This window comes from Bradyrhizobium sp. B039 (assembly GCF_038965675.1).
Classification (GTDB): Bacteria; Pseudomonadota; Alphaproteobacteria; order Rhizobiales; family Xanthobacteraceae; genus Bradyrhizobium; species Bradyrhizobium diazoefficiens.
Window position 1 is genome coordinate 5198675 of record NZ_CP152416.1, and the last position, 26196, is coordinate 5224870.

The window sequence follows — 26196 nt, forward strand, 5'->3', positions numbered from 1 at the left end:
CATCGCAGTCGTCGGGACGAAGATTGCCGCCGAGGACGCGCGCGAGCGTCGCATCGCGAACCCATAGCGAGGTGACGAAGCATGTCCGTCACCTCGTCCGAACGCGTGAGGCTAGATGCCGAGCTTGGACTTGAGCAGCTCGTTGACGCTTTGCGGGTTGGCCTTGCCGCCGGACGCCTTCATCACCTGGCCGACGAACCAGCCGAGCGACTGCGGCTTGTCCTTGACCTGCGCGGCCTTGTCGGGATTGGCCGCGATGATGTCGTCGACCACCTTCTCGATCGCCGAGAGGTCGGTGACCTGCTTCATGCCGCGGCTTTCGACCAGTGCGCGGGGATCGCCGCCCTCCTGCCAGACGATCTCGAACAGATCCTTGGCGATCTTGCCGGAGATCGTGCCCTCGCCGATCAGATCGATGATCGTGGCGAGCTGCTCGGCGGTGACGGGAGAGCCCGTAATATCCCGGCCTTCCTTGTTGAGACGACCGAACAGCTCGTTGATCACCCAGTTCGCCGCCATCTTGCCGTCGCGCGCGCGGTTGCCGAGCTTGTCGAGCACGGTCTCGTAGAACACCGCGCTCTCGCGCTCGGCGACCAGCACGCTCGCGTCGTAAGCTGACAGGCCGAAATCGGCGACGAAGCGCGTCTTCTTCTGGTCCGGCAGCTCGGGCAGCTTCGCCTTCAGCTCGTCGACGAACTCCTGGCTGAACTCCAGCGGCAGCAGGTCGGGATCGGGGAAGTAGCGGTAGTCGTGCGCCTCTTCCTTCGACCGCATCGACCGCGTCTCGCCCTTGTCGGGGTCGAACCGGCGCGTCTCCTGCTCGATCTGCCCACCGTCCTCGAGGATCTCGATCTGGCGCCGCGCTTCATACTCGATCGCCTGGCCGATGAAGTTGATCGAGTTCATGTTCTTGATTTCGCAGCGGGTGCCGAGCGGCCCGCCGGGCTTGCGCACGGAGACGTTGACGTCGGCGCGCAGATTTCCCTTCTCCATGTCGCCGTCACAGGTGCCGAGGTAGCGCATGATCGAGCGCAGCTTGGTGACATAGGCCTTGGCCTGCTCGGCGTCGCGGATGTCCGGTTTTGAGACAATCTCCATCAGCGCCACGCCACAGCGGTTGAAGTCGATGAGGGACAGCGACGGCGACTGGTCGTGCAGCATTTTGCCTGGATCCTGCTCGATATGCAGGCGCTCGATGCCGATGCTGACGCTGCGGCCGCCGTCGAGCTCGACCAGCACCTCGCCCTCGCCCACGACGGGCGATTTGTACTGGCTGATCTGGTAGCCCTGCGGCAGGTCCGGATAGAAATAGTTTTTGCGATCGAACACCGAACGCAGATTGATCTTTGCGTTGAGACCAAGCCCGGTCCGGACAGCCTGCCTGACGCATTCCTCGTTGATGACGGGCAGCATGCCCGGCATCGCAACATCGACCAGCGACACGTGGCTGTTCGGCTCGCCGCCGAACGCGGTGGACGCGCCCGAGAACAGCTTTGAGTTCGACGTCACCTGGGCGTGGATCTCCATGCCGATGACCATCTCCCAATCGCCGGTGGCGCCTTTGAGAAGCTTGTGCGTGGCCGTGCTCATGTCTTGCTCCCGAGCAGCGTGACAGCGATCCGCTGCCACTCCGCTTCCAATGAATCCTTTGCCGCGACCTGTCCGGCCTGGCGATACCAGTAGCCGGCATTGCCGAGATCGCCTTCGACGCGGTGCAGATAGGCGTGCACCCAGGCCGCCTCGCGGCTGCTCTCGTCCTGAACGATCTTGTGCGCCCGGCCCCAGTCGCCCTTGGCGGCCCACCAGAGACCTGTGAGCGGCGCGTTCAGGTCCGGCGCCGGCGCCGCGCCGTCGAGGCTCGCGATGAACGCTGCGACATTCACCACCACCTCGCGGGCGTGAAGCGGCCGGCGGCCTGCTCGATCACTTCGCCGAGCGAGAACAGCGTCTCCTCGTCGAAGGGACGGCCGATCAGTTGCAGGCCGAGCGGCAGGCCCTGTGCGTCCTTGCCGGCGGGCACGGCGATGCCGGGCAGCCCCGCCATGTTCACCGTCACCGTGAAGATGTCGTTGAGATACATCTCGACCGGGTCGGCGCCGCCCTTCTCGCCGATGCCGAAGGCCGCCGACGGCGTCGCAGGCGTCAGGATCGCGTTGACGCCCTTGGCGAAGCAATCCTCGAAATCCTTCTTGATCAGCGTGCGGACCTTCTGGGCGCGCAGATAATAGGCATCGTAATAGCCGGCCGAGAGCACATAGGTGCCGATCATGACGCGGCGGCGCACTTCCGCGCCAAAACCTTCGGCGCGGGTGTTCTCGTACAGCTCGATTATGTTCTTGCCCTGCTCGCGCAGGCCGTAGCGCACGCCGTCATAGCGCGCGAGGTTGGAGGACGCCTCCGCCGGCGCCACGATGTAATAGGCCGGCAGCGCGTACTTCGTGTGCGGCAGCGACACCTCGACGAGCTCGGCGCCGGCGGCCTTGAGCCACGCCGCGCCCTCGCTCCACAGCTTCTCGATCTCGGCCGGCATGCCGTCGAGACGGTACTCCTTGGGGATGCCGATCCTGATGCCCTTCACGGACTTGCCGATCGCGGCCTCATAGTCCGGCACGGGAATATCGACGGACGTCGTGTCCTTCGGATCGTGGCCGGCCATCGAGCGCAGCAGCATCGCGCTGTCGCGCACGCTGCGCGCGATCGGACCTGCCTGGTCGAGCGAAGATGCAAAGGCGACGATGCCCCAGCGCGAGCAGCGGCCATAGGTCGGCTTGATGCCGACGGTCGCGGTGAACGCCGCCGGCTGGCGGATCGAGCCGCCGGTGTCGGTCGCGGTCGCGCCCATGCACAGCAGCGCCGCCACGGCCGAGGCCGAGCCGCCGGACGAGCCGCCCGGCACCAGCGTGGTGTTGGAGCCTTCACGTCGCCACGGATTGCCGACGGGGCCGAAGCACGAGGTCTCGTTCGCCGAGCCCATCGCGAACTCGTCATTGTTGAGCTTGCCGAGCATCACCGCGCCGTCGCGCCAGAGCTGCGAGGTCACGGTGGACTCGTAGGTCGGCACGAAATTGCCGAGGATCTTCGAGCAGGCCGTGGTGCGCACGCCCTTGGTCGCGAACAGGTCCTTGATGCCGAGCGGGATGCCGGCGAGCGGACCGGCGTCGCCCTTGGCGATCTTGCCGTCCGCCTCGCGCGCCATATCGCGCGCGCGGTCCGGCGTCTCCATCACGAAGGCATTGAGCACGCGCGCGGCTTCGATCGCGGACAGATGCGCGTCGGTCAGTTCGAGTGACGTGAAAGTCTTGGCCGCGAGACCCTTGCGGGCCTCGGCGAGCGTCAGCGATGTCAAATCGGTCATTTATTGATCGGGCTGCAGAAGAATGGAGACAGGGTCTTGTCGTTGGCCGGGTCGTCTTTCTTGGCGGCCGCTTTCGCAGCCGCCTCGATCTCGTCGAGCACGGCATTGACGGCGACATTGGGGTCGGCAGCCTTGCCCTGCCGCTCCATCTTGTCGAGATAGTTCATATAGGCCTGGTAGGCCTTCTCATCGTCGCAAAGCAGGCACATCGGACCACGTCCTAAAAATTACTCGACGACCTTCGGCACCAGGAAGAAGTGGCCTTCGGTCGCGGGCGCGTTGGCAACGATATCGTCCGCGATCTCGCCGTCATTGACCACGTCCTGCCGCTTCTTCATCTGCATCGGGGTGACCGAGGTCATGGCCTCCACGCCCTCGACATTGACCTCCGAGAGCTGCTCGACGAAGGCGAGCATGGCGTTGAGCTCGCCCTGCAGATGCGGAACCTCGCCCTCGGAAACCGCGATGCGCGCCAGATGCGCGATGCGGCGGACGGTAGCGGCGTCGACGGACATTATATAAGGCCTCTCACGGCAAAACCTATGTGCCGTATAGCAGAGGCCGGTTTTGCGCCGCAACCGGGGCTTCCCGCCTATCCAGCGAGCGCCTTCATGCGGGCCAGGGCCGATTTGGCCAGATCCCGGGTCAATTCGGCGGCAGGGAGCTCACGGCCGAGGGCGATGGCCTGGCCGGCCCAGAGATTGGTGAAATCCACCCTGCCCTGCTTTTCGGCGGCGGCCTTGAGCGGCCCCAGCGCGGTTGCCGCATGGGGAAACGGAGGTGCATCCGGCGAGATCGGACCGGCCTCGCGCATCAGGCGGTTCTGGACCCCGCGCGCCGGCCGGCCGGTCATGACATTGGTGATGACGGTGGAATCGTCCCGTCCCTCGGCCAGCGCAGCGCGGCCCGCCGCACTCACCTTGGATTCCGGGCAACGCAGATAGGCGCTGCCGATCTGCACGCCGGAGGCGCCGAGCGCGAAGGCGGCGGCGATGCCGCGCCCGTCGGCGATGCCACCCGCTGCGATGACCGGCACCTTCACGGCATCGGCGACCTGCGGCACCAGCGCGAAGGTGCCGGGCTGCTCGGCGATCTTGTCGGTCAGGAACATGCCGCGATGGCCGCCGGCCTCGGCGCCTTGCGCGATCACGGCGTCGGCACCGTGCCGCTCGAGCCAGACGGCTTCCTTCACCGTCGTGGCGGACGAGATGACGAGAGAGCCGGCCGCCTTGACGCGCTTGAGCAGCGCCTGCTCCGGCAGGCCGAAATGGAAGCTGACGACTTCCGGCTTCAGCTCCTCGACGACTTCGCAAAAGGCCGCATCGAACGGAGCCCGGTTCGCGGCGTTGATGGGCGCCGCCGGATCGAGGCCGTGCTCCCGGTAGTAACCGGCGAGCCGCTGCTTCCAGCGCGCTTCGGCCTCCGGCGTGAGATCGACCGGCGTGTGACAGAAGAAGTTCATGTTGACCGGCGCCTTCACGCGCTGGCGGATGAGACCAACCTGTTCGCGCGCCTTCTCCGCCGACAGCATCGCGCAGGGCAGCGAGCCCAGCGCCCCGCCTTGCGCGGCGGCGATCACCAGCTCCGCATCCATCACGCCGGCCATCGGCGCCTGCACGATCGGGAATTCGGTCTTGAAGAGGTCGATCAGTCGACGGTCAGGCCACATGGTGTGTCTCTCTCAGTTCAGGCGACGGACGTGATGGAGTTGCGCCGGCCGGCAAGCAGGTGCTCCGCCTCAATCGCAATACGCTCGACGATCTCGGCCGCCGGCGGAATATCATGGATCAGGCCAACCGCCTCGCCCGCGATCACGGCGGCGACATCGAAATTGCCGGCCGCCTTTGCTGCGGCATACTCCGCCGCGACTGCGGCGACATTCTGCATCATCTCGACCTCGCGGCCGATCCAGCGCCTGGCGTGGTCGTTGAGCAGACACCTTCCCGTGAAGGGCGCCGGCCAGACATTGTTGCGCGACAGGTCGAAGATGATGCCGCGCACGGTCGAGCCGCTGCTGGCCGCGCAAATGCGCCGCTTGGCCTCCTCGGCGCCGTCGGCTTCCTGGCTCGCATAGAAGCGCGTGCCGAGCAGCACGCCGCCCGCGCCGAGCATCATCATGGCGGCGAGACCGCGCCCGTCTGCGATGCCGCCGGCCGCGACGACGGGCACGCGGCCCGCGGCGAGATCGACCACGGCGGGCACGAGATCGACGGTCGTCCGTGACGCGCCGTGACCGCCCGCCTCCGTGCCCTGCGCGATCAGGATATCGGCGCCGGCGTCGAGCGCCTGCCGCGCCATCGCCTCGTCCTGCACCTGGCAGATCAGGCGCGCGCCCGCGGATCTGATCTTCGGTGCGAACGGCGCAGGATCGCCGAAGGACAGCATGATCGCCGACGGCTTTGCGGCGAGCGCGATGTCGAGCAGCTCGGGCCGCTTGGCGAGGCTCCAGGTGATGAAGCCGATCCCGAACGGCGCACGCAGACCGGAGAGCTTTGCGGTCTCCCGCTCCAGCCACGCCCGCTCGCCATAGCCGCCGCCCAGAATGCCGAAGCCTCCCGCGCGGCTGACAGCCGCCACCAGACGGCTGCCCGCGATGACATCCATCGGCGCCAGCAGGATGGGATGCCTGATCTCCAGCAAGCTCGTCAGCGGCGTCGCAATGGGCATGGCTTCTCCCCGATCTGGACAGCGAGACTAAGCGCGACTAGCATTCTCGAAAAATGAATTGTAGCGAACGCTGCCATCACAAAAGCGAAACGACGCCATGGAACTCAGCGATATCCAGACCTTCGCCGCGGTCGCGCGTACCGGCGGCATCACTCGCGCCGCCGAAGAGCTCAACACCGTGCAATCAAACGTCACCCAGCGCGTGAAGGCGCTGGAGGCGGAGATCGGCACGCCGCTGTTCGAGCGCCACAGCCGCGGCATGACGCTGACCGGCGCCGGCAAACGCCTCCTGCCCTACGCGGAACGGATGGCCGCGCTATCGCGCGAGGCCGTGCTCGCCGCGCGCGACGATGGCGAGCCGAAGGGACCTCTGGCGATCGGTTCGATGGAAACGACAGCCGCCGTGCGACTGCCGCCGCTGCTGGCCGATTTCCACCGCTGCTTCCCGGCCGTGCGCCTCTCCTTGCGCACGGCAACAACGGCCGACCTTGTTGCTGGCGTGCTCGAAGGCACGCTCGACGGCGCCTTCGTCGCAGGTCCCATCGCGCATGCCGACCTCACGGCGACGAGCGCCTTCCGCGAAGAGCTGGTGCTGGTCAGCGCGCGGCGCTGGAGCTCGCTAGCCGAGCTGCGTGCCGGCACGCCGGAGTCAGGTCCGACTGCGCTGGTGTTCCGCACCGGCTGCACCTATCGCCAACGACTCGAGCAGATCTTCGTCGAGTTCGGCTGGCCGTCGGCCGCACGGTTTGAGCTCGGCACGCTCGACGGCATGATCGGCTGCGTCGCCGCCGACATGGGCGTGACGCTGCTCCCGCGCGCCGTGGTCGAGCGCAGCGCGATGAACGGCAGCGTGTCGATCCACCCGCTGAGCGCCTCGCACGCGCGCGTCGAGACACTCTTCATCCAGCGCAGTGCCGGACATCAGTACAGCGCGCTGCAAGGCTTTGCCGCCTGCCTGAAGAAGGACGACGACGTCATCGCGGCCTGAGATACCAGCGCCGGAGCGCCACCACGGCCCAGATCGCCTCGACCAGCCCGAACGGCCAGGCGCCCTGCAGGAAGCCGTAGGCCGAGCCGAGCGCGCAGGACATCGCGAACAGCAGCACGAACCAGTGGCTGCGGTCCTCCATCGCATAGCAGACCAGCATCGCGGTGACGGCAAACAGGCCGAATAGTGTCAGCGCATCCATGTTCCGGGTTCACTCCACGGCGTGACGCGTGATATGCGCTGATGCCATGCCGGCTCTTATCCTGCCCCTGGTCGATGCTGCAACCCACTGGCCCGAACGCGGCGGGCTGGTTGGCCTTGATCTGGGCACCAAGACGATTGGCGTCGCCGTGTCGAACCCGGACCGGCGGTTGGCGACCGGCGTCGAGACCATTCAGCGCAAGGCGTTCAAGCAGGACGCCGCCCGGCTGCTCGCGATCGCTGCTGAGCGCAAGGTCGTCGGCTTCGTGCTTGGCCTGCCCATCAACATGGACGGCAGCGAGGGCCCGCGCGCGCAATCGACCCGCGCCTTCGCCCGCAACCTCGCCAATCTCACCACGCTCCCCATCGGCCTCTGGGACGAGCGCCTCTCGACCGCAGCGGTCGAACGCGAGCTGATCGGAATGGATGTCAGCCGCGCCAAGCGCGCCGAGGTGATCGACGAGCACGCCGCGATCTTCATCCTGCAAGGCGCGCTCGACCGCCTCGCGAACTTGCGCACCGGAAACGGCTGACCCCCATGGCCGTCGTAATCGCGGCGCTGCTGCCGGTCTTCATCCTCATCGTGCTCGGCGTCGTGCTGAGGCGCAGCCTGATGCGGCTGGACACGCAATGGCACGGGCTGGAGCGGCTGACCTATTTCGTGCTGTTTCCGATGCTGCTGATCCAGACGCTGGTGAAGGCCGACCTTTCCAAGGTGCCGGTCGCCGGCGTCGGCGGCGCGCTCTTGCTGTCGGCGCTGGCGATGTCGCTGCTGTGCCTCGCGCTGCGCCCGGCCCTGTCGCGGCTCGATATTGACGGGCCGGCCTTTACCTCGATCTTCCAGGGCGCGACGCGCTGGCAGACCTATGTGGCGCTCTCCGTCTCCGCCAACATGTTCGGCGATGTCGGGCTGGCGCTGGCTTCGGTCGCGATGGTCGCGATCATCCCTCTGGTCAACGTGTTCAGCGTCGCCGTGCTCGCGCACTATGCATCGCCGGAGAAACAGTCCGCCCGCGCGATCGTCATGACGGTGATCCGAAATCCCCTGATCTGGGCCTGCGCAATCGGGCTCTTCATCAACGTCGTCCATCTGCCGCTGCCGAAGATCTGGCATGAGGTTGCGGACGCGCTGAGCCGGTCATCGCTGGCGATCGGCCTGCTCGTGACCGGTGCGGGCCTGCATCTCGAAGGCCTCCTGCGTCCCAGCCTGAGCGCGACGATCGGCGTCGCCTTCAAGCTGGTCCTGATGCCCGTGCTCGCGCTGGGGCTTGCGGCCTGGTTCGGGCTATCAGGCAACAGTCTGGCAATCGTCGCGATCTGCGCGGCGGTGCCGACCTCACCCAGCGCCTATGTGCTGGCCCGGCAGATGGGTGGCGATGCGCCGCTGCTGGCGCAGATCATCACGCTGCAGACGATCCTTGCGGCCATCACGATGCCGGTCGCGATCGCGCTGGTGGCCTGAAACTCGTCGTTGTGGGCGCCTCCCTCTGCTCGTCATTGCGAGGGGCTCGCGACAAAATTGCGAAGCAATTTTGCGCTGATGCGACGAAGCAATCCAGAATCCCTCCGCGGAGAGATTCTGGATTGCTTCGCTTGCGCTCGCAATGACGGAATGCGGGGCAACCTCCGTCAGCCCCCCAGCCACATCGTCAGCACCACCGCAGTCATGTTGTTCAGCGCGTGCAGCACGATCGTGAGCCAGAGCGAATTGGCGCGATAGCGCATGTAGCCGAACCACACGCCGATGGTGAAGACCTCGGCGAGGAAGTACAGGTCGTATTGCAGATGCACGACCGTCCACACCAGCGACGACAGGATGATCGCGCCGGGCACGCGCAGGAAGCTCGCCGACCAGCCGCGATAGAGAAAGCCGCGCGCCAGCACCTCTTCCGACATCGGCGCCGCCACGCTGAAGGCGATCAGCAGCAACAGGGCCGCGCCCTTGTCACGGCCCGATTTCAACAGATCGGTCATGAAGCCCGGCGTCGCCTCGCGGCCGAGGCTCCGCGACACCGTCTCCCAGGCCAGCACCAGCAGGATGAGACCGACCGCGCCGAACAGGAGCTGCATCCAGGACGGCCAGCGCAGCGCGAGATAGTCGACGAAGGAGGCCTTCTTGATACGGATGGCGAGCCACACCGCGAGGAGTGTCGCCGGCAGGCCCATGATGACCGACAGCGCGAGCGCCGCCGGCTCGCGGCCGACCGACTGGATCGAGGCCATGTCGATCGGAAGGCCGCGCAGCGCGGCCAGCAGCAGGATCGCCCCGACCTGGCCGACGAACATCGCGACGAAGATGAGAAGGCCCCACAGCGCCGTACCGAAGAACCTCCAGACGCGCGGCGCGTGATCCGCGGGCGTCATGGTCAGTGGCGGATGCTCGGGATTGAGGGAATCCATCAGGAGGCTTTCGTTGAGATGGCCGTCATTCCGGGGCGCCCGAAGGGCGAACCCGGAATCTCGAGATTCTCAAGGTGCGCAAGGGCGCACCGTAGTTCGATGCTTCGCATCGCCCCGGAATGACGGCAAAAAAGAAGCAAAAAGCTCACGGCAGCGCCCTCTCCAGCAGCGCGCGCACGTCGCCGCTCTCCAGCTCGACCGCGCCGTACATGCTGGCGTGGGTTGTGGCGAGGCGCGTGGCCGCGAACAGTTCAGCATGACGCGGCGACACGCCGTTCAGCGCGGCGGCCGCGGCAAGCAGCGCCAGCTTCTCGACCGCGAGCCGCGCGACGCGCTCGCCATCGGCGCGGCGGAAGGTCTTGTCGATGAACGCGACCGCCTCGCCTGCGCCCGGCAAACCCTTGGTCTCGGCGGCAAGCGATTGCAGCACCGCCATCGCCGCCTCCGGCTCGCGCGACAGTGCGCGCAGCACGTCGAGGCACATCACGTTGCCCGAGCCTTCCCAGATCGCGTTGACCGGCGACTCCCGATAGTGGCGTGCCAGGATGCCGTCCTCGACATAGCCGTTGCCGCCGAGGCACTCCATCGCCTCGTAGAGGAAGCTAGGCGCGCTCTTGCAGGTCCAGTATTTGATCGCGGGCGTCAGCAGCCGCATATAGGCGGCCTCCGCCGCATCGTGCGGGGTGCGGTCGAAGGCGCGGCAGAGCCGCATCACCAGGGCGACGCTCGCCTCCACATGCAGCGCCATGTCCGACAGCACCGCCTGCATCAGGGGCTGATCGGCGAGATGCTTCTGGAACACGCTGCGGTGACGCGCATGATGCAGCGCATGCGCGAGCCCCGAGCGCATCAGGCCGGTGGAGGCGATCGCGCAATCCTGCCGCGTCAGCTGCACCATCTGGATGATGGTGCGGATGCCCTTGCCCGCCTCGCCGACCGCTTGCGCATAAGCGGCGGCGAATTCGACCTCGGACGAGGCATTGGAGCGGTTGCCGAGCTTGTCCTTCAAGCGCTGGAACTGGATCGCGTTGACGGACCCGTCGGGCGCAAAGCGCGGCATGAAGAAGCAGGTCAGTCCCTCGTCGGCCTGCGCCAGCACCAGGAACGCGTCGCACATCGGCGCCGACATGAACCATTTGTGGCCGGTGATGCGATAGGCCTCGCCGTCGCGCACCGCGCGCGTCATGTTGGCGCGCACATCGGTGCCGCCCTGCTTCTCGGTCATGCCCATGCCGAGCGTCATGCCGCGCTTGCGCCACCACGGCGCAAACATCGGGTCGTAGCTCTTCGTCGCCAGCACCGGCATCACGCGCGCCAGCAGATCCGGCTGCATCGCCAGCGCGGCGACGGAGGCACGCGTCATCGTGATTGGACAGAGATGGCCGGTCTCGACCTGCGAAGCGATGTAGAATTTTGCGGCGCGGATGACCTCGGCGGCATCGCCCGCCGGCTTCCCGTCCGCCGTCCACGTCGAATTGTGCACACCGGCATGCGCGCTGTGCGCCATCAGCTCGTGATAGGCCGGATGAAACTCGATCTGGTCGCGGCGATTCCCCTTGGCGTCGAAGGTGCGCAGTTTTGGCGTGTTCTCGTTCGCCACGCGCCCGCGATCGGCCATCGCGGCCGAGCCCCAATGCTTGCCGAATTCGGACAGCTCCCGCTCCGCCTTAGCGCCGCCATTGGCCTTGACCGCCTCGACCAGCGGCCGGTCCACGGCAAACAGATCGACATCCCAAAACGGCGGCGACTGGTTGAAGACCTCGTGGGTTGCGAAGCTGGGCTGAGTCATCTTGTTTCCCCGGCGCGGAATCAGTTCCGCCGCGGCTGGATCGGGAAATCATAGGCCGCCCCGCCTGCCCCCGGCAGCGAAAAATGCCACCACTCCTTCGAATAGTTCACAAAGCCTTGCTTGGCCATCGCAGCCACCAGCCGCTTGCGCCAGGCGCGCTGGTCCGGCGTAATCGACGGTGCTGCGGTATGGCCCTTCGTATCCGTGCAGTCGTAGCCGGTGCCCATGTCCACGCTGCCCTCCGGCGGCCGCGCCTCGACCGACGCCGTGCAGTCGGCATAGGTTTTCGACGGGTCGTATTTGCCGGAATTGTCGGCCTTGAGATCGACCAAGGTGAGATCGAGCGCCGCCCCCGTCGAATGCTGCGAGCGGCTCGCGATGTAGCCGAGGCGAAACAGCTCGGTCTTGGCAATCCTGGGATTGTAGCGGCGCTCGGCGGCGGTCTCGCGGCCGTTCTGCGACCACGCGACCATGTCGAGCGAGGCCCGCGCCGGCCGGTAGCAGTCGAACATCTTGAGCGACAGGTTCTGTGCGGCGAGGTCCTGCTGGACCGCCTTCAACCGCAGCCCCACCTCCCGCTTCACCACGCACTCGCCGGCGCCGTAGCCGGCGAGCGGACGGCCGACGAAATTGTTCGATGTGGCGTAGCGGATGTCCTGGATGATGCCGGGATCGATGTCGCGCAAATAGACGAAGCCGCCGGGGAGCGATTGGGCGTGGGCGGACGAGATTGAAGCGATCGCTAAAAGTGCGATCAAAATTGATTTGGCTGAGCGCATCCAAACTTCCCTGTCATTCCGGGGCGATGCGACAGGACCGCGAAGCGCGGCCTGGAGCATCGAACCCGGAATCTCGAGATTCCGGGTCTGGCGCTTGCGCGCCATCCCGGAATGACGGTGTACCAGACTCCTCAGGGGATAACTCCCCGCCCCGGCATTGGCCCTTGCCCCCCCAGCCATCCCCGCCTATAGCTCTCGTTTTAATGACATCGAAATCGACCTTCGTCCTCGGCCACCGGCATTTGCTGGGCATCGAGGGCCTTTCCGCGGCCGACATCACCGGCCTCCTCGACCTGTCCGAAGAATATGTCGAGCTCAACCGCCAGGTTGACAAGAAGCGCACCGTCCTGCGTGGACGGACGCAGGTGAACCTCTTCTTCGAGGCTTCCACCCGGACCCAATCCTCGTTCGAGCTCGCCGGCAAACGGCTTGGCGCCGACGTCATGAACATGTCGGTGTCTTCCTCGTCCATCAAGAAGGGCGAGACGCTGGTCGACACCGCGATGACGCTCAATGCCATGCACCCGGACATCCTGGTGGTCCGGCATCACGCGTCAGGCGCGGTGGAACTGCTGGCCCGCAAGGTTGACGGTTCCGTGATCAATGCCGGCGACGGCGCGCACGAGCATCCGACGCAGGCGCTGCTCGACGCCCTGACCATCCGCCGCAACAAGGGCCGGATCGAGGGCCTCGTCGTCGCGATCTGCGGCGACGTGCTGCATTCGCGTGTGGCCCGTTCCAACATCATCCTGCTCAACACCATGGGTGCCCGCGTCCGCGTCGTCGGCCCCTCCACGCTGCTGCCGCCCGGCATCGAGCGGATGGGCGTCGAGGTTGCGCGCGACATGCGCGAGGGGCTCAACGGCGCCGACATCGTCATGATGCTGCGGCTCCAGCGCGAGCGCATGAACGGCTCCTTCGTGCCGTCGACCTCCGAATATTTCAACTATTTCGGGCTGGACCAGAAAAAGCTTGGCTATGCCAAGCCAGACGCTCTCGTCATGCATCCCGGCCCGATGAACCGCGGCGTCGAGATCGACACCGCGGTCGCCGACGGCGCGCAATCGCTGATCCGCGAACAGGTCGAGATGGGCGTGGCGGTGCGCATGGCCGTGCTCGAAGCGCTCGCCCGCAACTTGCCGAACGCGTGATGCTCATGCTGACTGACCGCCGTCCCATCCTGCTCGCCAACGCCCGCGTCGTCGATCCCTCCAGGGATTTCGACGGCCCCGGCGATGTCCTGATTGCCGACGGCATCATCCGCGAGACCCGCCGCGGCATCGGCGCTGCCGGCGTCCCCGAGGGCACCGACGTCGTCAACTGCGCCGGCAAAATCGTGGCCCCGGGCCTGATCGACATGAAAGCTTTCGTCGGCGAACCCGGCTTCAGCCATCGCGAGACCTTCGCGTCCGCGAGCCAGGCGGCCGCGACCGGCGGCATCACCACCATCATCTGCCAGCCCGATACGGAGCCCGTCATCGACAATTCGGCGACGGTGGACTTCGTGATGCGCCGCGCCCGCGACACCGCGATCGTCAACATCCAGCCGATGGCGGCGCTGACCAAGGGGATGCGCGGCGAGGAGATGACCGAGTTCGGCCTGTTGAAGGCCGCGGGCGCCATCGCCTTCAGCGACGGCGACAGGAGCGTCACCAACGCCCAAGTGATGCGCCGGGCCCTGACTTACGCGCGCGATTTCGACGCGCTGATCGTGCATCACACCGAAGATCCCGATCTCGTCGGCGAAGGCGTGATGAACGAGGGCGAGTTCGCCTCGCGGCTCGGCCTGATGGGCATTCCGAACGCAGCGGAAGCCGTGATGCTGGAACGCGACATGCGCCTCGTCGCGCTGACCGGTGGCCGCTATCACGCCGCCTCGCTGTCCTGCATCGACTCGCTCGACATCCTCAAGCGCGCCCGAGACGCCGGGCTCGCCGTCAGCGCCTCGGTCTCGATCAACCATCTTGCGCTGAACGAGAACGATATCGGGCCCTACCGGTCGTTCCTGAAGCTGTCGCCGCCGCTGCGCACCGAGGACGACCGCCGCGCGCTGGTCGCAGCCGTCGCCTCCGGCCTCATCGACGTCATCATGTCCGACCACAATCCGCAGGACGTCGAGGTCAAGCGCCTGCCGTTCGCGGAAGCAGCTCCCGGCGCCGTGGGGCTCGAGACCATGCTGCCCGCCGGCCTGCGGCTGATGCACAATGGCGAGCTGGACCTGAAGACGCTGATCCAGGCGATGTCGACCCGGCCGGCCGAGATTCTGGGCCTGCCCGGTGGAACCCTGCGCGCAGGCAGCCCGGCGGATGTGATCGTGATCGACCCCGACGTCCCCTGGGTGGTCGATCCCGCCGAGCTCAAATCGCCCTGCAAGAACACCCCGTTCGACGAAGCCCGCTTTACAGGCCGCGTGGTGCGCACCATTGTCGGCGGACGGACGGTCTTCGAGCATGTCTAGGGTGACGGTTTTGGGTGTCGCCCTGCACCGCGACAGCGGATCGGGACAGGATCATGCGTGGCGTCGCAGTTCAGCATGGCGATGCGGTCAAGGGATTTGCAGCCATGGGTCTTGAAGCATTTTTGCCGGTGGCGCTCGTCATCGGCTACCTCCTCGGCTCGATTCCGTTCGGGCTGGTCCTGACCAGGCTCGCCGGCACGCAAGATATCCGCTCGATCGGCTCCGGCAGCATCGGCGCCACCAACGTGCTGCGCACCGGACGCAAGAGCCTTGCTGCGGGCACCCTCTTGCTCGATGCGCTGAAGGGCACCGTGGCGGTCGTGATCGCCGGCTACATCGCCGGCCCCAATGCTGCGATGGTGGCAGGCCTCGGCGCCTTCCTCGGCCATCTCTTCCCGGTCTGGCTCAAATTCAAGGGCGGCAAGGGTGTTGCGGTCTATATCGGCATCCTGCTCGGCCTGTTCTGGCCGGCCGCGGTGGTGTTCTGCCTGCTCTGGTTGGCGACCGCCTTCACCACGCGCTATTCCTCGCTCTCGGCGCTGGTGGCCTCCTTCATCACGCCGATGTTCCTGTGGTGGTTCGGCCACCTCGCTTTGTCCGCGCTGTTCGCCGTGCTGACGCTGCTGCTGTTCTACGCGCATCGCGAGAACATCAAGCGGCTGCAATCGGGCAAGGAAAGCCGGATCGGCGAGAAGGCCTAGAGCGTTATCGACCGAATTGGATTCCGGTTCGCGTCAGGAAAACGCGTCAAAACAAAATCCAACGCCGGGAAAAAGTACGGATACCGCCGCGCTCCTTCCGCATTATACGCCAAATCCTGTTCGCAACTCGCAAGCCAATCGTGGCCAGAGTGGCGAACGAGTTCCATGCCTGTCATCCTGACAGCGCAAAAGGCGTTACGCGGTTGCTCAGAATGAGCGAGAAGATTGTCGGCGCGCATATCGACGGTGGTTCGCAAGGTGCGGCACGCACTGCGGCGAGCCGACTGCTGTCCATGACGGACATCTGGTCCGATGCGCCCTCGCCGCCTCGTGTCCCCGAACCGGCTCCCGTTGCACCGCCACCTGCGCCGCCGCCCGCCCCCGTGGCACAAATTGCCGCGCCCATCGAGGCCGTGACCGCGGCTGCACCTGTCGCGCGCGATCAGGTCCGCCCCGATCAATGGCCACCGCGAAGACTCTCGCTGGCGCTTCAGGGCGGCGGCACCTTCGCCGCCTTCACCTGGGGCGTGCTGGAGCGGCTCCTGGAAGAGCCCGATATCGAGATCGACACCATCAGCGGCGCCAGCGCCGGCGCCGTCAATGCGCTGCTGCTCGCTTGCGGCCTCGCCGAGGGCGGCCGTGAGGCTGCGCGTGCGCGGCTGAACCGGTTCTGGGTTCGCCTGATGCACGAGGCCTCGTTCCGCTCGCTGATGCTGGTCGGCGGCTTTTCGCCGGCGGGAAGCTCGGTCGCGTTCGGGCCGACGCTGCGCTCCGGCCAGTTCGATCCGTTCGATCTCGATCCGCTGCGGCAGGCGCTGTCGCGCGACATCAATTTCGCGGCGCTGCGCGCGGCGAGGTCGCCAAGGCTCCTGATCGCGGCGACGCGGATCCGCGACGGGCAGCAGCAGATCTTTCGCAACGACGCCATCACGACCGACGTCGCGCTGGCCTCGACCTGCCCGCCCCTGGTCCACTGCGCCGTCGAGATCGAGGGCGAAGCCTATTGGGACGGCGGCTTCGGCGGCAATCCGCCATTGCTGAAGCTGGCGCAGGAGACGGCGGCGACCGACGTGCTGCTGGTCCAGCTCACCCCGTCCCGCGACAGCTACGTGCCGATCACGCTCGCCGCCATCGACCGCCGGCTCGACCAGATCACCGCAAACGCCGCGCTCAATGCCGAGGTTGCGGCGATCGCATGGGCGCAATCGCACGCCGCATCCTCGCTGCGGCTGTCCAGGATCGCGGCGGAAGACTCCGTTGAAGGCCTGGCGCAGCGCAGCTCGGCCGATCTCGGCCGCGGCTTCATCCGCCTGTTGCACCGGAGCGGCCGCGAGGCGGCCGAGCGCTGGCTCGGGCAAGGAGCTACGATCAGTGCCGCTCCGCCTGCATCCGACCAGCGCACCCCTTCCGCAGAACCCGCGCTAGCCTGATTTCGACAGCGCATCCTCCAGGAACCACGCCGTCGCAAGCGCATGTGCGTCGTTGCCGAAGCGCGCGATCACCTGCACGCCGATCGGCAGGCCACCGACCTTCAGCACCGGCACGTTGACGCAAGGATTGCCCATCAGCGTCCAGAGCCGGTTGTAGCGAGGGTCGCCGGTGCTCGCGAGCGCCTTGGCCGGCGCCGTGCCCGGCGCCGAATAGGTCAAGAGCACGTCGACGCCCTCGAACACTTCGCCAAGCTCGCGGCGGCCACGGCGGCCGATCCGGCGCGCCTCATCATATTCTTTCGGCGTGAGCCCGACCGTCGCATCGAGACTGGCGCGCAGCATCGGCGCGATTTCGTCGTGATGCTCGGAAAACTCCCAGGCGAGCGCGCGGTGCGCCTCGAAATCCTGGATGATGGGATGGATGCGCCAGGCCTCATGCACCGCCTCGGGCAGATCGATGGCCTGAACACTGGCCCCGGCCCGCTCGGCCGCCTTGATCGCCGCTTGCAGGCCCTGCTCGGCCGCCGGCTCGACAGCACCGGCGAACTCCTGCCTGACCACGCCGATGCGCGGCGCCTTGGCCGGGACGATGCCGGAGAACTCGCTGCGGCCGGTCATCGCCAGCAGTCCGCGCGCGAGATCTTCCGCGCGCGCGCCGAACAGGCCGACCGTGTCGAGCGCCCACGAATAGCACTTCACGCCAACGGTCGGCAGCATGCGGAACGACGGCTTGATCGCGGCCGTCCCGCAATAGGCGGCGGGCCGGATCACCGAGCCGCCGGTCTGGGTGCCCAGCGCCAGCGGGATCATGCCGGCGCCGACCGCCGCCGCCGAGCCCGAGGACGAGCCGCCCGGGGAATGGCCGGTATTGTGCGGATTGAGCGTCGGCGTCGGATCGCGCGAGGCGAACGCCGTTGTCGTGGTCTTGCCGATGATGGTGGCGCCCGCCCGCTTCAGCATCATCACGACAGGCGCGTCCGAGCGCGGCTGCCAACCGCGATAGATCCGCGAGCCCATCTCGGTCGGCATGTTGGCCGTGTCGATGATGTCCTTGATCCCGACGGCGATGCCGCGCAGCGGGCCGGAGGCTTGCGCTCTTGCCGACTTGTCGTGGCGGACGAAGGCATGGACCTCCTTCTCCCGCGCCTCGATCGCCGCGTGCGACTGGGCGATGGCTGCGTCAGGCGACAGCTCGCCCGTTTCGATGCGGCGCTGGAGGTCGGCGAGTGAGATCATGGCAATACCCTTCTTATTGCCATCGCTTTTAGCATCGGGGCGAGGTCGCGCAAGCGCACACCCCTGTTGCCCACGCGCTCAGGTTGTTCCATGCTGCGCCTGCAAGGAGGCACCGTGGACGCCATCAACCCCAGCGTGGAGCTGACCGAAGCCGAACGGGTCGACCGCCTGCGGCTGATCCGCTCCGACAATGTCGGGCCGCGCACCTTCCGCTCGCTGGTCGATCATTTCGGCACGGCGCGCGCTGCGCTGGAGCGGCTGCCGGATCTGGCACGCCGCGGCGGCGCGGCGCGGTCGGGGCGCATCTGTAGCGCGGACGAGGCGAAGGCCGAGCTCGCCGCCAGCCGCAAATTCGGCATCGCCTGGCTCGCGCCCGGCGAGGACGGCTATCCGGCGCGGCTTTCGACGCTCGACGACGCCCCGCCGCTGCTCGCGGTACGCGGCGACACGACAACCTTGATGCGGCCGATGATCGCGATCGTCGGCTCGCGCAATGCCTCCGGCGCAGGGCTGAAATTTGCTGGTCAGCTCGCGCGTGAGCTTGGCGAAGCCGGCTTCATCATCATCTCGGGGCTGGCCCGCGGCGTCGACCAGGCCGCGCATCGCGCCAGCGTCGAAAGCGGCACGATCGCCGTGCTCGCCGGCGGCCATGACTGCATTTATCCGCCCGAGCACGGCGACCTGCTCGGATCGATCCTCGATCACGCGGGCGCGGCGATCTCCGAGATGCCGCTCGGCCACGAGCCGCGCGCCCGCGACTTCCCCCGCCGCAACCGGCTGATCTCGGGCGCCTCGCTCGGCGTGGTCGTGGTGGAGGCCGCGCACCGCTCGGGCTCGCTGATCACCGCGCGCATGGCGGCCGAACAGGGCCGCGAGGTGTTCGCGGTGCCGGGCTCGCCGCTCGATCCGCGCGCCGCCGGCACCAATGATCTGATCAAGCAGGGCGCAACGCTCGTCACCGAAGCTGCCGACGTCATCAACGCTGTCGCACCGATCATGGAGCGGCCGCTGGTGATTCCTGCGCGCGAGCCCGACAGCGAGCCGTTCGAGAGCGATCCGCAGACGCACGACCGCGACCAGATCGTCAGCCTGCTCGGCCCCGTGCCGATCGGCCTCGACGATCTCGTGCGGATGTCCGGCGCCTCGCCGGCGATCGTGCGCACCGTGCTGCTGGAGCTCGAGCTCGCCGGCCGGCTCGAACGCCACGGCGGCGGATTGGTGTCGCTGCTTTAGTTCTCGCCGCGCTTGTCGAACCGCGTACGTGCGGCCTCGATCTGCGCCAGATGCTCCATCGCCCACTTGCCGAGCGCCTCCACAGGCCGCGACAGGCCGCGGCCGAGATCGGTCAGCTCATAGTCCACGCGCGGCGGAATGGTCGGGAAGATCGTGCGCGTGACGAGGCCGTCGCGCTCGAGGCCACGCAGCGTCAAGGTCAGCATCCGCTGCGAGATGCCGTTGATCATGCGCTTCAGCTCGTTGAAGCGCTTCGGTCCGTCGCCGAGCATCATGATGACGAACACGCTCCATTTGTCGCCGACGCGGGACAGCACGGAGGCGACCCCGCGGCAGTCCGCATGGTTGGGATCGGGCCTTTGATCCGGCCTTGGCGAAGCAGGCAGATCGATGTGCGCAGGTTTCAAAGATGTGTCCATGGCTCAAAAAAGTGCGTTCTTGCGGGGATTTCGATGGTCACTCATGTAGTGCGGGTTACAAATTTATACCATGGGTGACCTCAATGAAACTCCTCCATATCGACTCCAGCGTGCTCGGCCCCCACTCCGTCAGCCGGCAGGTTTCCGCCGCCATCGTCGACCGTCTCCGCCAGGCGACGTCCTCACTCGAGGTCGTCTATCGCGATCTGACCCAGACCCCGCTCGCCCACCTCTCCGGCTCGCATCTGGCGGCCGCGCAAGGCGCGCCCGCGCCGGCGGAACTCGGACCCGACCTTGCCGCGAGCGCGGCCGTGCTGAACGAGTTCCTCGCTGCCGACGTGGTCGTGATCGGCGCGCCCATGTACAATTTCACCATCCCGAGCCAGCTCAAGGCCTGGATCGACCGCATCCTGGTGGCGGGGAAGACATTCCAATACGGCGCCAATGGACCTCAGGGCCTTGCCGGCGCAAAGCGCGTGATCGTGGCGATCTCGCGCGGCGGCTATTACGGCGCGGACATGCCGACTGCCGCTGGCGAGCATCTCGAAACCTATCTGCGCTGGGTGTTCGGCTTCATCGGCATCACCGATCCCGAGTTCATCTCCGCCGACGGCATCCAGGTCGGACCGGATCATCGTGAGAAAGCGCTGGCCGGCGCACTTCAGGCGGCCACCAGCCTTCAGGCGGCGTGAGGCTCACGCCGACCGCAGCAGCCGCTGCCGGATTCCGGCGGCGGCTGACAGATCGCACCGGCTAAAACCAGGCGCCCTGCATGCCCAGGATGACGGCCACGAGCGAAACGAACAGGCCGATGCCGGAGAAAACAGCCACCCCGATGAGCTCCGATTTGTCGGAGCGCCTGGCGGGAATGGCGGAGCGTTCGGTGAAAATGCGCGGTGCTGAAATCGACGAAAAAATGCGAGCTGCCTTTGGCATGACGGGCTCCCTGAAAATGAGTCTTATGACCCCCTGCCCGTAAAAGGGTCTTGGCAGCTTGCGGCAAGGTTCAACCTCATCACGCAAGGTTCAGAAAATACATCCCGCAGGACGAGGGAACCGGTCGGCGCAACCGACCTCGTGGCGCCGACCGATTCAATTTGCACTTGATTTGATCAGCCGCGATAGATCGGCGCACCGCTCGGAGCGGCGACTGCGCCGCCATCGACGAAGATCTCCTGGCCTTGAATATGCGCGGAATCATCGGAGGCGAGGAACAGCACCGTCTTCGAGATGTGATCGGGTTCACCAATGCGGCCGAGCGGCGTCGACAGCGCGATGCGCTTCTCGAACGCCTTCTCGGCTTCAGGCGTTGCGATCGCAGCACCCCAGATCGGCGTGCGGATCGCGCCCGGCGCGACGACGTTGACGCGGATGCCGCGCGGCGACAGCTCCGAGGCCATGATCCGCGCCATCGCCCGCACGCCGGCCTTCGCCGCGCCGTAAGCCGAATAGCCGGGAATGCCGAGCACCGAGATCACCGAGCCGTTGAGGATGATCGAGGCATTGTCGTTGAGATGAGGCAGCGCCGACTGAACCGTGAAGAACACGCCGGTGAGGTTCGTGCTGATCACCTTCTCAAAGACCTCCAGCGTCGCCGCACCGAGCGGTGTGCTGCCGGGAATACCGGCATTGGCGAACACGATGTCGAACTTGCCGAACTTCTCGGCGCCCTGCCTGATCGCGGCTTCGGTGGCCGCGATGTCGGTGGCATCGGCGACGACCGCAAGCGCGTTCGGGCCGAGCTCCTTCGCGGCAGCCGCCAGCGTCTCCTTGTTGCGCCCGGTGATCACCACCTTCGCACCCTCGGCCACGAACAGCTTTGCCGTCGCAAGCCCGATGCCGCTGTTGCCGCCCGTAATCAATGCCGTCTTGTTCTTCAGTCTCACGTTCGCCTCCAGTGGTTTCATAATGAAACTACGTTGCCATCTAGGGCATTTGGTTTTATGATGCAACCACACAAGCGCGTGATCGCCTCCGGAATCGGGCGAACGCGAAAGGGACCAGGACGATGGTGAAACGAACCAGCTTCGAGGGTGATACCTGCCCGATCGCACGCTCGCTGGAGGCGATCGGCGACTGGTGGTCGCTCTTGATTATCCGCGAGGCGCTGTTCGGCCTGCGCCGCTTCGGCGAGTTTCAGAGCAAGCTCGGCATGGCCAAGAACATTCTGGCCGCGCGGCTGCGCGCGCTGGTCGATCACGGCATTCTGGAGACCGCCCCCGCCTCCGACGGCAGCGCCTATTCTGAATATTTGCTGACGCCGAAGGGCCGCGGCACCTTCCCGATCCTGGTCGCGCTGCGGCAATGGAGCGAGGAATTCGACGACCACCCCGAGCAGATCGCGACCATCCTGGTCGATCGCGAGAAAGGCCGCCCGGTGAAGAAGCTCGAAATGCGCGCGGAGGACGGCCGGCTGCTCAGCCCCGCGGACACGACAGTGAAACCGCGACCGGCGCCGCGCCGGCGATCGGCGTGACGACGCACGGCTGCCACTACCGCGCAGGGGGACTTGTACAAAATATCGACGGCGTCAAAGATGGCTGAACATCCCAAAGTGGCACCGCTATGCCCCTGCTCGCCATCGTCTATTTTTCCATCTCCGGCACCACCGAGAAGCTGGCGCATGCGGTGGCGCGCGGAGCGGCTGGCACGGCGGACGTCGCACTTTGTCGCATCACAGGCGACGACATCGTGTCAGGCCGGTTTCAGAATGAGAGGTTATTGGAAACGATCGACCGCGTCGACGCGGTCGCATTTGGCAGTCCCACCTACATGGGCGGACCCGCGGCCCAATTCAAAGCTTTTGCCGACGCTTCGAGCGACAGATGGAGCAAGCAAGCCTGGGCCAACAAGATCGCAGCCGGGTTCACCACGGGCGCCTGCGCAAGCGGGGATCAACTCCACACGCTGACCTACTTTACGATCCTGGGTGCTCAGCACGGCATGCTCTGGTGCGGGCTCGATATCCCTGGCGGAGAGGATCGGGACGGCCGCAATCGTTTGGGCAGCCAGCTTGGCTTGGCGACACACCTGGTCGACGGCGCCTTGCCTTGGAGCGATCTCAACACGGCCGAATATCTCGGCCAGCGATTGGCCAGAATGGCAAGCCGCAACGGCTAATCACATCGTCATCGCGATGTTGCGTGCTCAAGTCTTTCCCCGTCACCCTGAGGTGCTCGCCTCTTCGGCGAGCCTCGAAGGGCGACGGCCCGGCTTGCATCCTGGCCGTTCATCCTTCGAGGCTCCCGATGGGGCGCTTCGCACCCCATCGCTCGCACCTCAGGATGACGGGACCGATGGAAACGCCAGCCTCACGACAGCTTGCGCTTGGTGCGCAGCCGCAGATGCTCGTCGGCCTCCAGCTGCGTCATGCCTAAGAGATAATGCAGCACGTCGAGCCTGTGGCGCTCGGCGAGCTTGCGCAACACCGCCACCTGCTCGGCGATGAAGGCAACCGCCTCATCGGCCCCGCCTTCCCCCGGTTCCTCGTGGCGCGAGCCTTCCCGCGCGCCTGATGCGGCGCGCGCCCGTTTCTTTCCTGGCCTAGTCACCAGACCCCACCCCGAATCCATGCCCCACGGGAACATTACGCCCACATCGACCGCAACTCCAAGGTGGTATTTTGCAACTTTCTCGATATGAAACTTTTCCCATCGCGGCGGCTTTCTACACCCCTCGATTTGACAGCGACGGCCTCACCACCCATGTTCGGTTCGAAACGGCCGACCCGAATCTCGTCGAATTCGGCCTAGAATTTCCCCGTAAGTTACTGGAACTACATGAATATCGTCATTGTGGAGTCGCCGGCGAAAGCCAAGACGATCAACAAGTATTTGGGCTCGTCCTATGAGGTTCTGGCCTCGTTCGGCCATGTCCGCGACCTCCCGGCGAAGAACGGTTCCGTCGATCCGGACGCCAATTTCAAGATGATCTGGGAGGTCGACCCCAAGGCGGCCGGCCGGCTCAACGATATCGCCAAGTCTCTGAAGAACGCCGACCGCCTGATTCTCGCCACCGACCCTGATCGCGAGGGCGAGGCCATCTCCTGGCACGTGCTGGAGGTGTTGAAGGAAAAGCGCGCTCTCAAGGATCAGAAGATCGAGCGCGTGGTGTTCAACGCCATCACCAAGCAGGCCGTCACGGACGCGATGAAGCATCCGCGCCAGATCGACGGCGCGCTGGTCGACGCCTATATGGCGCGCCGCGCGCTGGACTATCTGGTCGGCTTCACCCTCTCCCCCGTGCTGTGGCGCAAGCTGCCGGGCGCCCGCTCGGCCGGCCGCGTGCAGTCGGTGGCGCTGCGCCTCGTCTGCGACCGCGAGCTCGAGATCGAGAAGTTCGTCGCCCGCGAATACTGGTCGCTGGTCGCGACCCTGCTCACCCCGCGCGGCGATGCGTTCGAGGCGCGTCTCGTCGGCGCCGACGGCAAGAAGATCCAGCGCCTCGACATCGGCACCGGCGCGGAAGCCGAAGACTTCAAGAAGGCGCTGGAAGCCGCCGCCTACGCGGTCACCGCGGTCGATGCAAAGCCCGCCCGGCGCAATCCGCAGGCCCCCTTCACCACCTCGACGCTGCAGCAGGAAGCCAGCCGCAAATACGGCTTTGCGCCCGCGCACACGATGCGCATCGCCCAGCGCCTCTATGAAGGCATCGACATCGGCGGCGAGACCACCGGACTCATTACTTATATGCGTACCGACGGCGTGCAGATCGATCCGTCCGCGATCACCCAGGCGCGCAAGGTGATCGGCGAGGATTACGGCAACGCCTACGTGCCGGAGGCCCCGCGCCAGTACCAGGCCAAGGCCAAGAACGCCCAGGAAGCCCACGAAGCGATCCGCCCGACCGACATGTCCCGCCGCCCGGACAGCATGAGCCGCAAGCTCGATTCCGATCAGGCGCGGCTCTACGAGCTGATCTGGAAGCGCACCATCGCGAGCCAGATGGAAGCCGCCGAGCTCGAGCGCACCACCGTCGACATCACGGCGAAGGCCGGCGGCCGTACGCTGGAGCTGCGCGCCACCGGCCAGGTCGTCAAGTTCGACGGCTTCCTCGCGCTCTACCAGGAAGGTCGCGACGACGAGGAGGACGAGGACTCCCGCCGCCTGCCCGCGATGAGCGCCGGCGACGGCCTGAAGCGGCAGTCGCTCGCCGTCACCCAACACTTCACCGAGCCGCCGCCGCGCTTCTCCGAGGCCTCGCTGGTCAAGCGCATGGAGGAGCTCGGCATCGGCCGGCCCTCGACCTATGCCTCGATCCTCCAGGTCCTGAAGGACCGCGGCTACGTCAAGCTGGAGAAGAAGCGCCTGCACGGCGAGGACAAGGGCCGCGTCGTGGTCGCGTTCCTCGAAAGCTTCTTCAGCCGCTACGTCGAATACGACTTCACCGCCAACCTGGAAGAGCAGCTCGACCGCATCTCCAACAACGAGATCTCCTGGCAGCAGGTGCTGAAGGATTTCTGGAGCGGCTTCATCGGCGCCGTCGACGAGATCAAGGATTTGCGCGTGGCGCAGGTGCTGGACGTGCTCGACGACATGCTCGGACAGCACATCTATCCGCCCCGCGCCGACGGCGGCGACATCAGGCAGTGCCCGAGCTGCGGCAACGGCCGGCTCAATCTCAAGGCCGGCAAGTTCGGCGCCTTCGTCGGCTGCTCGAACTATCCGGAGTGCCGCTACACCCGTCAGCTCGCCGCCGACAGCGAGGCGACGGCCGACCGTTCGCTCGGCCAGGATCCCGACACCGGTCGCGACGTCTGGGTCAAGGCTGGCCGCTTCGGCCCGTACATCCAGCTCGGCGAGCAGAAGGATTATGAGGAAGGCGAGAAGCCGAAGCGCGCGGGCATCCCGAAGGGCACCTCGCCCGGCGACGTCGAGCTCGAGCTTGCGCTGAAGCTGCTGTCGCTGCCGCGCGAGATCGGCAAGCATCCGGAGACCGGTCAGCCGATCACCGCCGGCCTCGGCCGCTTCGGGCCGTTCGTGAAGCACGAGAAGACCTATGCCAGCCTCGAGGCCGGCGACGAGGTCTTCGACATCGGCCTCAACCGCGCCGTGACGCTGATCGCGGAAAAGGTCGCCAAGGGCCCGAGCCGCCGCTTCGGCGCCGACCCCGGCAAGGCGATCGGCGATCATCCGACGCTCGGCACCGTCACCGTGAAGAGCGGCCGTTACGGCGCCTATGTCACCGCCGGCGGCGTCAACGCGACGATCCCGGCCGAGTTCGAAAAGGACACCGTCACGCTGCCGCAGGCGATCGCGCTGATCGACGAGCGCGCGGCCAAGGGTGGCGGCAAGACCAAGGCGAAGAAGGCGGCGAAGCCGGCCAAGGCCAAGAAGGCTGCGGCGAAGGCCGCCGGCGGCGATGACGCCGCGCCCAAACCCAAGAAACCGGCCGCGAAGAAAGCCGCGGCCAAATCCGAATCCACCAGCAAGGCGCGCGCCGCCGTGTCGTCGACTGCAAAGACGTCGCCGACCAAGGCCGCCGCCACCAAGAATCCTGCAAACACTCCGGCCAAGAAGAGTGCCGGCAAGAATTAGAGGT

28 protein-coding genes are annotated in these 26196 nt (G+C 66.4%); 12 read left to right on the top strand and 16 right to left on the bottom strand.

What is annotated here, in order from left to right:
• Positions 1-111: 111 nt before the first annotated feature.
• The 7 genes from gatB to AAFG50_RS24350 all read right to left on the bottom strand — a co-directional run bounded on the left by gatB (position 112) and on the right by AAFG50_RS24350 (position 6022).
• Positions 112-1590 (bottom strand): Asp-tRNA(Asn)/Glu-tRNA(Gln) amidotransferase subunit GatB, encoded by a 1479-nt coding sequence (gene gatB / locus AAFG50_RS24320; protein ID WP_028171598.1) that lies wholly within the window; start codon positions 1588-1590, stop codon positions 112-114.
• On the bottom strand, positions 1587-1889 hold the full coding sequence (locus AAFG50_RS24325) for a hypothetical protein (protein ID WP_028171597.1): 303 nt from the start codon (positions 1887-1889) through the stop codon (positions 1587-1589). The genes gatB and AAFG50_RS24325 overlap by 4 nt, the downstream gene beginning before the upstream one ends.
• On the bottom strand, positions 1880-3355 hold the full coding sequence (gene gatA / locus AAFG50_RS24330; protein WP_028171596.1) for an Asp-tRNA(Asn)/Glu-tRNA(Gln) amidotransferase subunit GatA: 1476 nt from the start codon (positions 3353-3355) through the stop codon (positions 1880-1882). Before gatA ends, AAFG50_RS24325 begins: the two co-directional genes overlap by 10 nt.
• Positions 3352-3564 carry a hypothetical protein gene (locus tag AAFG50_RS24335; protein ID WP_027547180.1) on the bottom strand — a complete coding sequence of 71 codons (213 nt, stop codon included), beginning with the start codon at positions 3562-3564 and terminating at the stop codon, positions 3352-3354. The genes gatA and AAFG50_RS24335 overlap by 4 nt, the downstream gene beginning before the upstream one ends.
• 18 nt (positions 3565-3582) lie before the next feature.
• Positions 3583-3870, bottom strand: a complete 288-nt coding sequence (gene gatC, locus AAFG50_RS24340) for an Asp-tRNA(Asn)/Glu-tRNA(Gln) amidotransferase subunit GatC (RefSeq protein ID WP_011087850.1) — start codon at positions 3868-3870, stop codon at positions 3583-3585.
• A gap of 77 nt (positions 3871-3947) precedes the next feature.
• Positions 3948-5024 carry a nitronate monooxygenase family protein gene (locus tag AAFG50_RS24345; RefSeq protein ID WP_028171595.1) on the bottom strand — a complete coding sequence of 359 codons (1077 nt, stop codon included), beginning with the start codon at positions 5022-5024 and terminating at the stop codon, positions 3948-3950.
• Positions 5025-5041: 17 nt separating this feature from the next.
• The gene (locus AAFG50_RS24350; protein ID WP_028171594.1) at positions 5042-6022 is read right to left on the bottom strand and encodes a nitronate monooxygenase; all 981 of its coding nucleotides are present in this window, start codon (positions 6020-6022) and stop codon (positions 5042-5044) included.
• Between the two features lie 97 nt (positions 6023-6119).
• Between AAFG50_RS24350 and AAFG50_RS24355 the strand changes: the two genes are divergently transcribed.
• A complete protein-coding gene (locus tag AAFG50_RS24355; RefSeq protein ID WP_028171593.1) occupies positions 6120-7010 on the top strand; it encodes a LysR family transcriptional regulator in 891 nt (296 codons plus the stop codon).
• On the opposite strand, the gene AAFG50_RS24360 is transcribed toward AAFG50_RS24355, so the two are convergent.
• On the bottom strand, positions 6997-7212 hold the full coding sequence (locus tag AAFG50_RS24360) for a hypothetical protein (protein ID WP_028171592.1): 216 nt from the start codon (positions 7210-7212) through the stop codon (positions 6997-6999). The genes AAFG50_RS24355 and AAFG50_RS24360 overlap by 14 nt on opposite strands.
• A 46-nt stretch (positions 7213-7258) precedes the next feature.
• Here AAFG50_RS24360 and ruvX point away from each other — a divergent pair, with 46 nt between their 5' ends.
• Positions 7259-7744: a Holliday junction resolvase RuvX gene (gene ruvX / locus AAFG50_RS24365; protein ID WP_028171591.1), complete on the top strand. Its 486-nt coding sequence runs from the start codon at positions 7259-7261 to the stop codon at positions 7742-7744.
• 5 nt (positions 7745-7749) lie between these two features.
• Entirely contained in the window at positions 7750-8673 is a 924-nt protein-coding gene (locus AAFG50_RS24370) for an AEC family transporter (protein WP_028171590.1), read from the top strand.
• A 167-nt stretch (positions 8674-8840) separates the two neighbouring features.
• Here AAFG50_RS24370 and AAFG50_RS24375 read toward each other — a convergent pair whose 3' ends face one another.
• From AAFG50_RS24375 to AAFG50_RS24385, 3 genes are all read right to left on the bottom strand, one after another.
• Entirely contained in the window at positions 8841-9611 is a 771-nt protein-coding gene (locus AAFG50_RS24375) for a type II CAAX endopeptidase family protein (RefSeq protein ID WP_271554726.1), read from the bottom strand.
• A gap of 145 nt (positions 9612-9756) precedes the next feature.
• Entirely contained in the window at positions 9757-11400 is a 1644-nt protein-coding gene (locus AAFG50_RS24380; RefSeq protein WP_028171588.1) for an acyl-CoA dehydrogenase family protein, read from the bottom strand.
• A gap of 20 nt (positions 11401-11420) precedes the next feature.
• Positions 11421-12179, bottom strand: a complete 759-nt coding sequence (locus tag AAFG50_RS24385) for a M15 family metallopeptidase (RefSeq protein ID WP_039185230.1) — start codon at positions 12177-12179, stop codon at positions 11421-11423.
• A gap of 203 nt (positions 12180-12382) precedes the next feature.
• Here AAFG50_RS24385 and AAFG50_RS24390 point away from each other — a divergent pair, with 203 nt between their 5' ends.
• The 4 genes from AAFG50_RS24390 (at position 12383) to AAFG50_RS24405 (ending at position 16768) form a co-directional block, all read left to right on the top strand.
• Entirely contained in the window at positions 12383-13330 is a 948-nt protein-coding gene (locus AAFG50_RS24390; RefSeq protein ID WP_011087859.1) for an aspartate carbamoyltransferase catalytic subunit, read from the top strand.
• Between the two features lie 5 nt (positions 13331-13335).
• Entirely contained in the window at positions 13336-14637 is a 1302-nt protein-coding gene (locus tag AAFG50_RS24395) for a dihydroorotase (protein ID WP_028171586.1), read from the top strand.
• A 104-nt stretch (positions 14638-14741) separates the two neighbouring features.
• On the top strand, positions 14742-15338 hold the full coding sequence (gene plsY / locus AAFG50_RS24400) for a glycerol-3-phosphate 1-O-acyltransferase PlsY (protein ID WP_028171585.1): 597 nt from the start codon (positions 14742-14744) through the stop codon (positions 15336-15338).
• Positions 15339-15550: 212 nt separating this feature from the next.
• A complete protein-coding gene (locus AAFG50_RS24405) occupies positions 15551-16768 on the top strand; it encodes a patatin-like phospholipase family protein (RefSeq protein ID WP_028171584.1) in 1218 nt (405 codons plus the stop codon).
• On the opposite strand, the gene AAFG50_RS24410 is transcribed toward AAFG50_RS24405, so the two are convergent.
• Complete coding sequence (locus AAFG50_RS24410; protein WP_028171583.1) at positions 16760-18004, bottom strand: amidase; 1245 nt, start codon at positions 18002-18004, stop codon at positions 16760-16762. The two genes, AAFG50_RS24405 and AAFG50_RS24410, sit on opposite strands and share 9 nt — an antisense overlap.
• Before the next feature lie 90 nt (positions 18005-18094).
• Here AAFG50_RS24410 and dprA point away from each other — a divergent pair, with 90 nt between their 5' ends.
• Positions 18095-19237 (top strand): DNA-processing protein DprA, encoded by a 1143-nt coding sequence (dprA, locus tag AAFG50_RS24415; RefSeq protein WP_039184659.1) that lies wholly within the window; start codon positions 18095-18097, stop codon positions 19235-19237.
• Here dprA and AAFG50_RS24420 read toward each other — a convergent pair.
• On the bottom strand, positions 19234-19656 hold the full coding sequence (locus AAFG50_RS24420) for a helix-turn-helix domain-containing protein (protein WP_011087865.1): 423 nt from the start codon (positions 19654-19656) through the stop codon (positions 19234-19236). The two genes, dprA and AAFG50_RS24420, sit on opposite strands and share 4 nt — an antisense overlap.
• 83 nt (positions 19657-19739) lie before the next feature.
• On the opposite strand from AAFG50_RS24420, the gene AAFG50_RS24425 reads away from it, so the two are divergent.
• Complete coding sequence (locus AAFG50_RS24425; protein WP_028171581.1) at positions 19740-20348, top strand: FMN-dependent NADH-azoreductase; 609 nt, start codon at positions 19740-19742, stop codon at positions 20346-20348.
• Positions 20349-20409: 61 nt separating this feature from the next.
• Here the strand turns inward: AAFG50_RS24425 and AAFG50_RS24430 are convergent, their stop codons facing one another.
• Positions 20410-20592, bottom strand: coding sequence for a hypothetical protein (locus AAFG50_RS24430; RefSeq protein ID WP_028171580.1), 183 nt, complete (start codon positions 20590-20592; stop codon positions 20410-20412).
• 176 nt (positions 20593-20768) lie between these two features.
• Positions 20769-21542 carry a glucose 1-dehydrogenase gene (locus AAFG50_RS24435; protein ID WP_028171579.1) on the bottom strand — a complete coding sequence of 258 codons (774 nt, stop codon included), beginning with the start codon at positions 21540-21542 and terminating at the stop codon, positions 20769-20771.
• Positions 21543-21664: 122 nt separating this feature from the next.
• Between AAFG50_RS24435 and AAFG50_RS24440 the strand changes: the two genes are divergently transcribed.
• Together AAFG50_RS24440 and AAFG50_RS24445 are read left to right on the top strand one after the other, a co-directional pair.
• Complete coding sequence (locus tag AAFG50_RS24440) at positions 21665-22132, top strand: helix-turn-helix domain-containing protein (RefSeq protein WP_028171578.1); 468 nt, start codon at positions 21665-21667, stop codon at positions 22130-22132.
• A gap of 89 nt (positions 22133-22221) precedes the next feature.
• Entirely contained in the window at positions 22222-22776 is a 555-nt protein-coding gene (locus AAFG50_RS24445; RefSeq protein WP_028171577.1) for a flavodoxin family protein, read from the top strand.
• Between the two features lie 191 nt (positions 22777-22967).
• Here the strand turns inward: AAFG50_RS24445 and AAFG50_RS24450 are convergent, their stop codons facing one another.
• The gene (locus AAFG50_RS24450; RefSeq protein ID WP_028171576.1) at positions 22968-23207 is read right to left on the bottom strand and encodes a hypothetical protein; all 240 of its coding nucleotides are present in this window, start codon (positions 23205-23207) and stop codon (positions 22968-22970) included.
• Between the two features lie 228 nt (positions 23208-23435).
• Between AAFG50_RS24450 and topA the strand changes: the two genes are divergently transcribed.
• Positions 23436-26192, top strand: a complete 2757-nt coding sequence (topA, locus tag AAFG50_RS24455) for a type I DNA topoisomerase (RefSeq protein WP_028171575.1) — start codon at positions 23436-23438, stop codon at positions 26190-26192.
• The last annotated feature ends 4 nt before the right edge of the window (positions 26193-26196 follow it).

Excerpts from the sequence above, each read along its gene's own strand:
- AAFG50_RS24370 (WP_028171590.1), top strand. The coding sequence starts at position 7,750 with ATGGCCGTCGTAATCGCGGCGCTGCTGCCGGTCTTCATCCTCATCGTG.
- AAFG50_RS24445 (WP_028171577.1), top strand. The coding sequence starts at position 22,222 with ATGCCCCTGCTCGCCATCGTCTATTTTTCCATCTCCGGCACCACCGAG.
- AAFG50_RS24420 (WP_011087865.1), bottom strand. The coding sequence starts at position 19,656 with ATGGACACATCTTTGAAACCTGCGCACATCGATCTGCCTGCTTCGCCA.
- AAFG50_RS24350 (WP_028171594.1), bottom strand. The coding sequence starts at position 6,022 with ATGCCCATTGCGACGCCGCTGACGAGCTTGCTGGAGATCAGGCATCCC.
- topA (WP_028171575.1), top strand. The coding sequence starts at position 23,436 with ATGAATATCGTCATTGTGGAGTCGCCGGCGAAAGCCAAGACGATCAAC.
- gatB (WP_028171598.1), bottom strand. The coding sequence starts at position 1,590 with ATGAGCACGGCCACGCACAAGCTTCTCAAAGGCGCCACCGGCGATTGG.
- AAFG50_RS24355 (WP_028171593.1), top strand. The coding sequence starts at position 6,120 with ATGGAACTCAGCGATATCCAGACCTTCGCCGCGGTCGCGCGTACCGGC.
- AAFG50_RS24390 (WP_011087859.1), top strand. The coding sequence starts at position 12,383 with ATGACATCGAAATCGACCTTCGTCCTCGGCCACCGGCATTTGCTGGGC.
- AAFG50_RS24430 (WP_028171580.1), bottom strand. The coding sequence starts at position 20,592 with ATGCCAAAGGCAGCTCGCATTTTTTCGTCGATTTCAGCACCGCGCATT.
- ruvX (WP_028171591.1), top strand. The coding sequence starts at position 7,259 with ATGCCGGCTCTTATCCTGCCCCTGGTCGATGCTGCAACCCACTGGCCC.
- AAFG50_RS24335 (WP_027547180.1), bottom strand. The coding sequence starts at position 3,564 with ATGTGCCTGCTTTGCGACGATGAGAAGGCCTACCAGGCCTATATGAAC.
- AAFG50_RS24425 (WP_028171581.1), top strand. The coding sequence starts at position 19,740 with ATGAAACTCCTCCATATCGACTCCAGCGTGCTCGGCCCCCACTCCGTC.
- AAFG50_RS24405 (WP_028171584.1), top strand. The coding sequence starts at position 15,551 with ATGAGCGAGAAGATTGTCGGCGCGCATATCGACGGTGGTTCGCAAGGT.
- AAFG50_RS24375 (WP_271554726.1), bottom strand. The coding sequence starts at position 9,611 with ATGGATTCCCTCAATCCCGAGCATCCGCCACTGACCATGACGCCCGCG.
- gatC (WP_011087850.1), bottom strand. The coding sequence starts at position 3,870 with ATGTCCGTCGACGCCGCTACCGTCCGCCGCATCGCGCATCTGGCGCGC.
- AAFG50_RS24380 (WP_028171588.1), bottom strand. The coding sequence starts at position 11,400 with ATGACTCAGCCCAGCTTCGCAACCCACGAGGTCTTCAACCAGTCGCCG.
- AAFG50_RS24360 (WP_028171592.1), bottom strand. The coding sequence starts at position 7,212 with ATGGATGCGCTGACACTATTCGGCCTGTTTGCCGTCACCGCGATGCTG.
- AAFG50_RS24385 (WP_039185230.1), bottom strand. The coding sequence starts at position 12,179 with ATGCGCTCAGCCAAATCAATTTTGATCGCACTTTTAGCGATCGCTTCA.
- AAFG50_RS24345 (WP_028171595.1), bottom strand. The coding sequence starts at position 5,024 with ATGTGGCCTGACCGTCGACTGATCGACCTCTTCAAGACCGAATTCCCG.
- dprA (WP_039184659.1), top strand. The coding sequence starts at position 18,095 with ATGCTGCGCCTGCAAGGAGGCACCGTGGACGCCATCAACCCCAGCGTG.
- plsY (WP_028171585.1), top strand. The coding sequence starts at position 14,742 with ATGGGTCTTGAAGCATTTTTGCCGGTGGCGCTCGTCATCGGCTACCTC.
- AAFG50_RS24410 (WP_028171583.1), bottom strand. The coding sequence starts at position 18,004 with ATGATCTCACTCGCCGACCTCCAGCGCCGCATCGAAACGGGCGAGCTG.
- gatA (WP_028171596.1), bottom strand. The coding sequence starts at position 3,355 with ATGACCGATTTGACATCGCTGACGCTCGCCGAGGCCCGCAAGGGTCTC.
- AAFG50_RS24395 (WP_028171586.1), top strand. The coding sequence starts at position 13,336 with ATGCTGACTGACCGCCGTCCCATCCTGCTCGCCAACGCCCGCGTCGTC.
- AAFG50_RS24440 (WP_028171578.1), top strand. The coding sequence starts at position 21,665 with ATGGTGAAACGAACCAGCTTCGAGGGTGATACCTGCCCGATCGCACGC.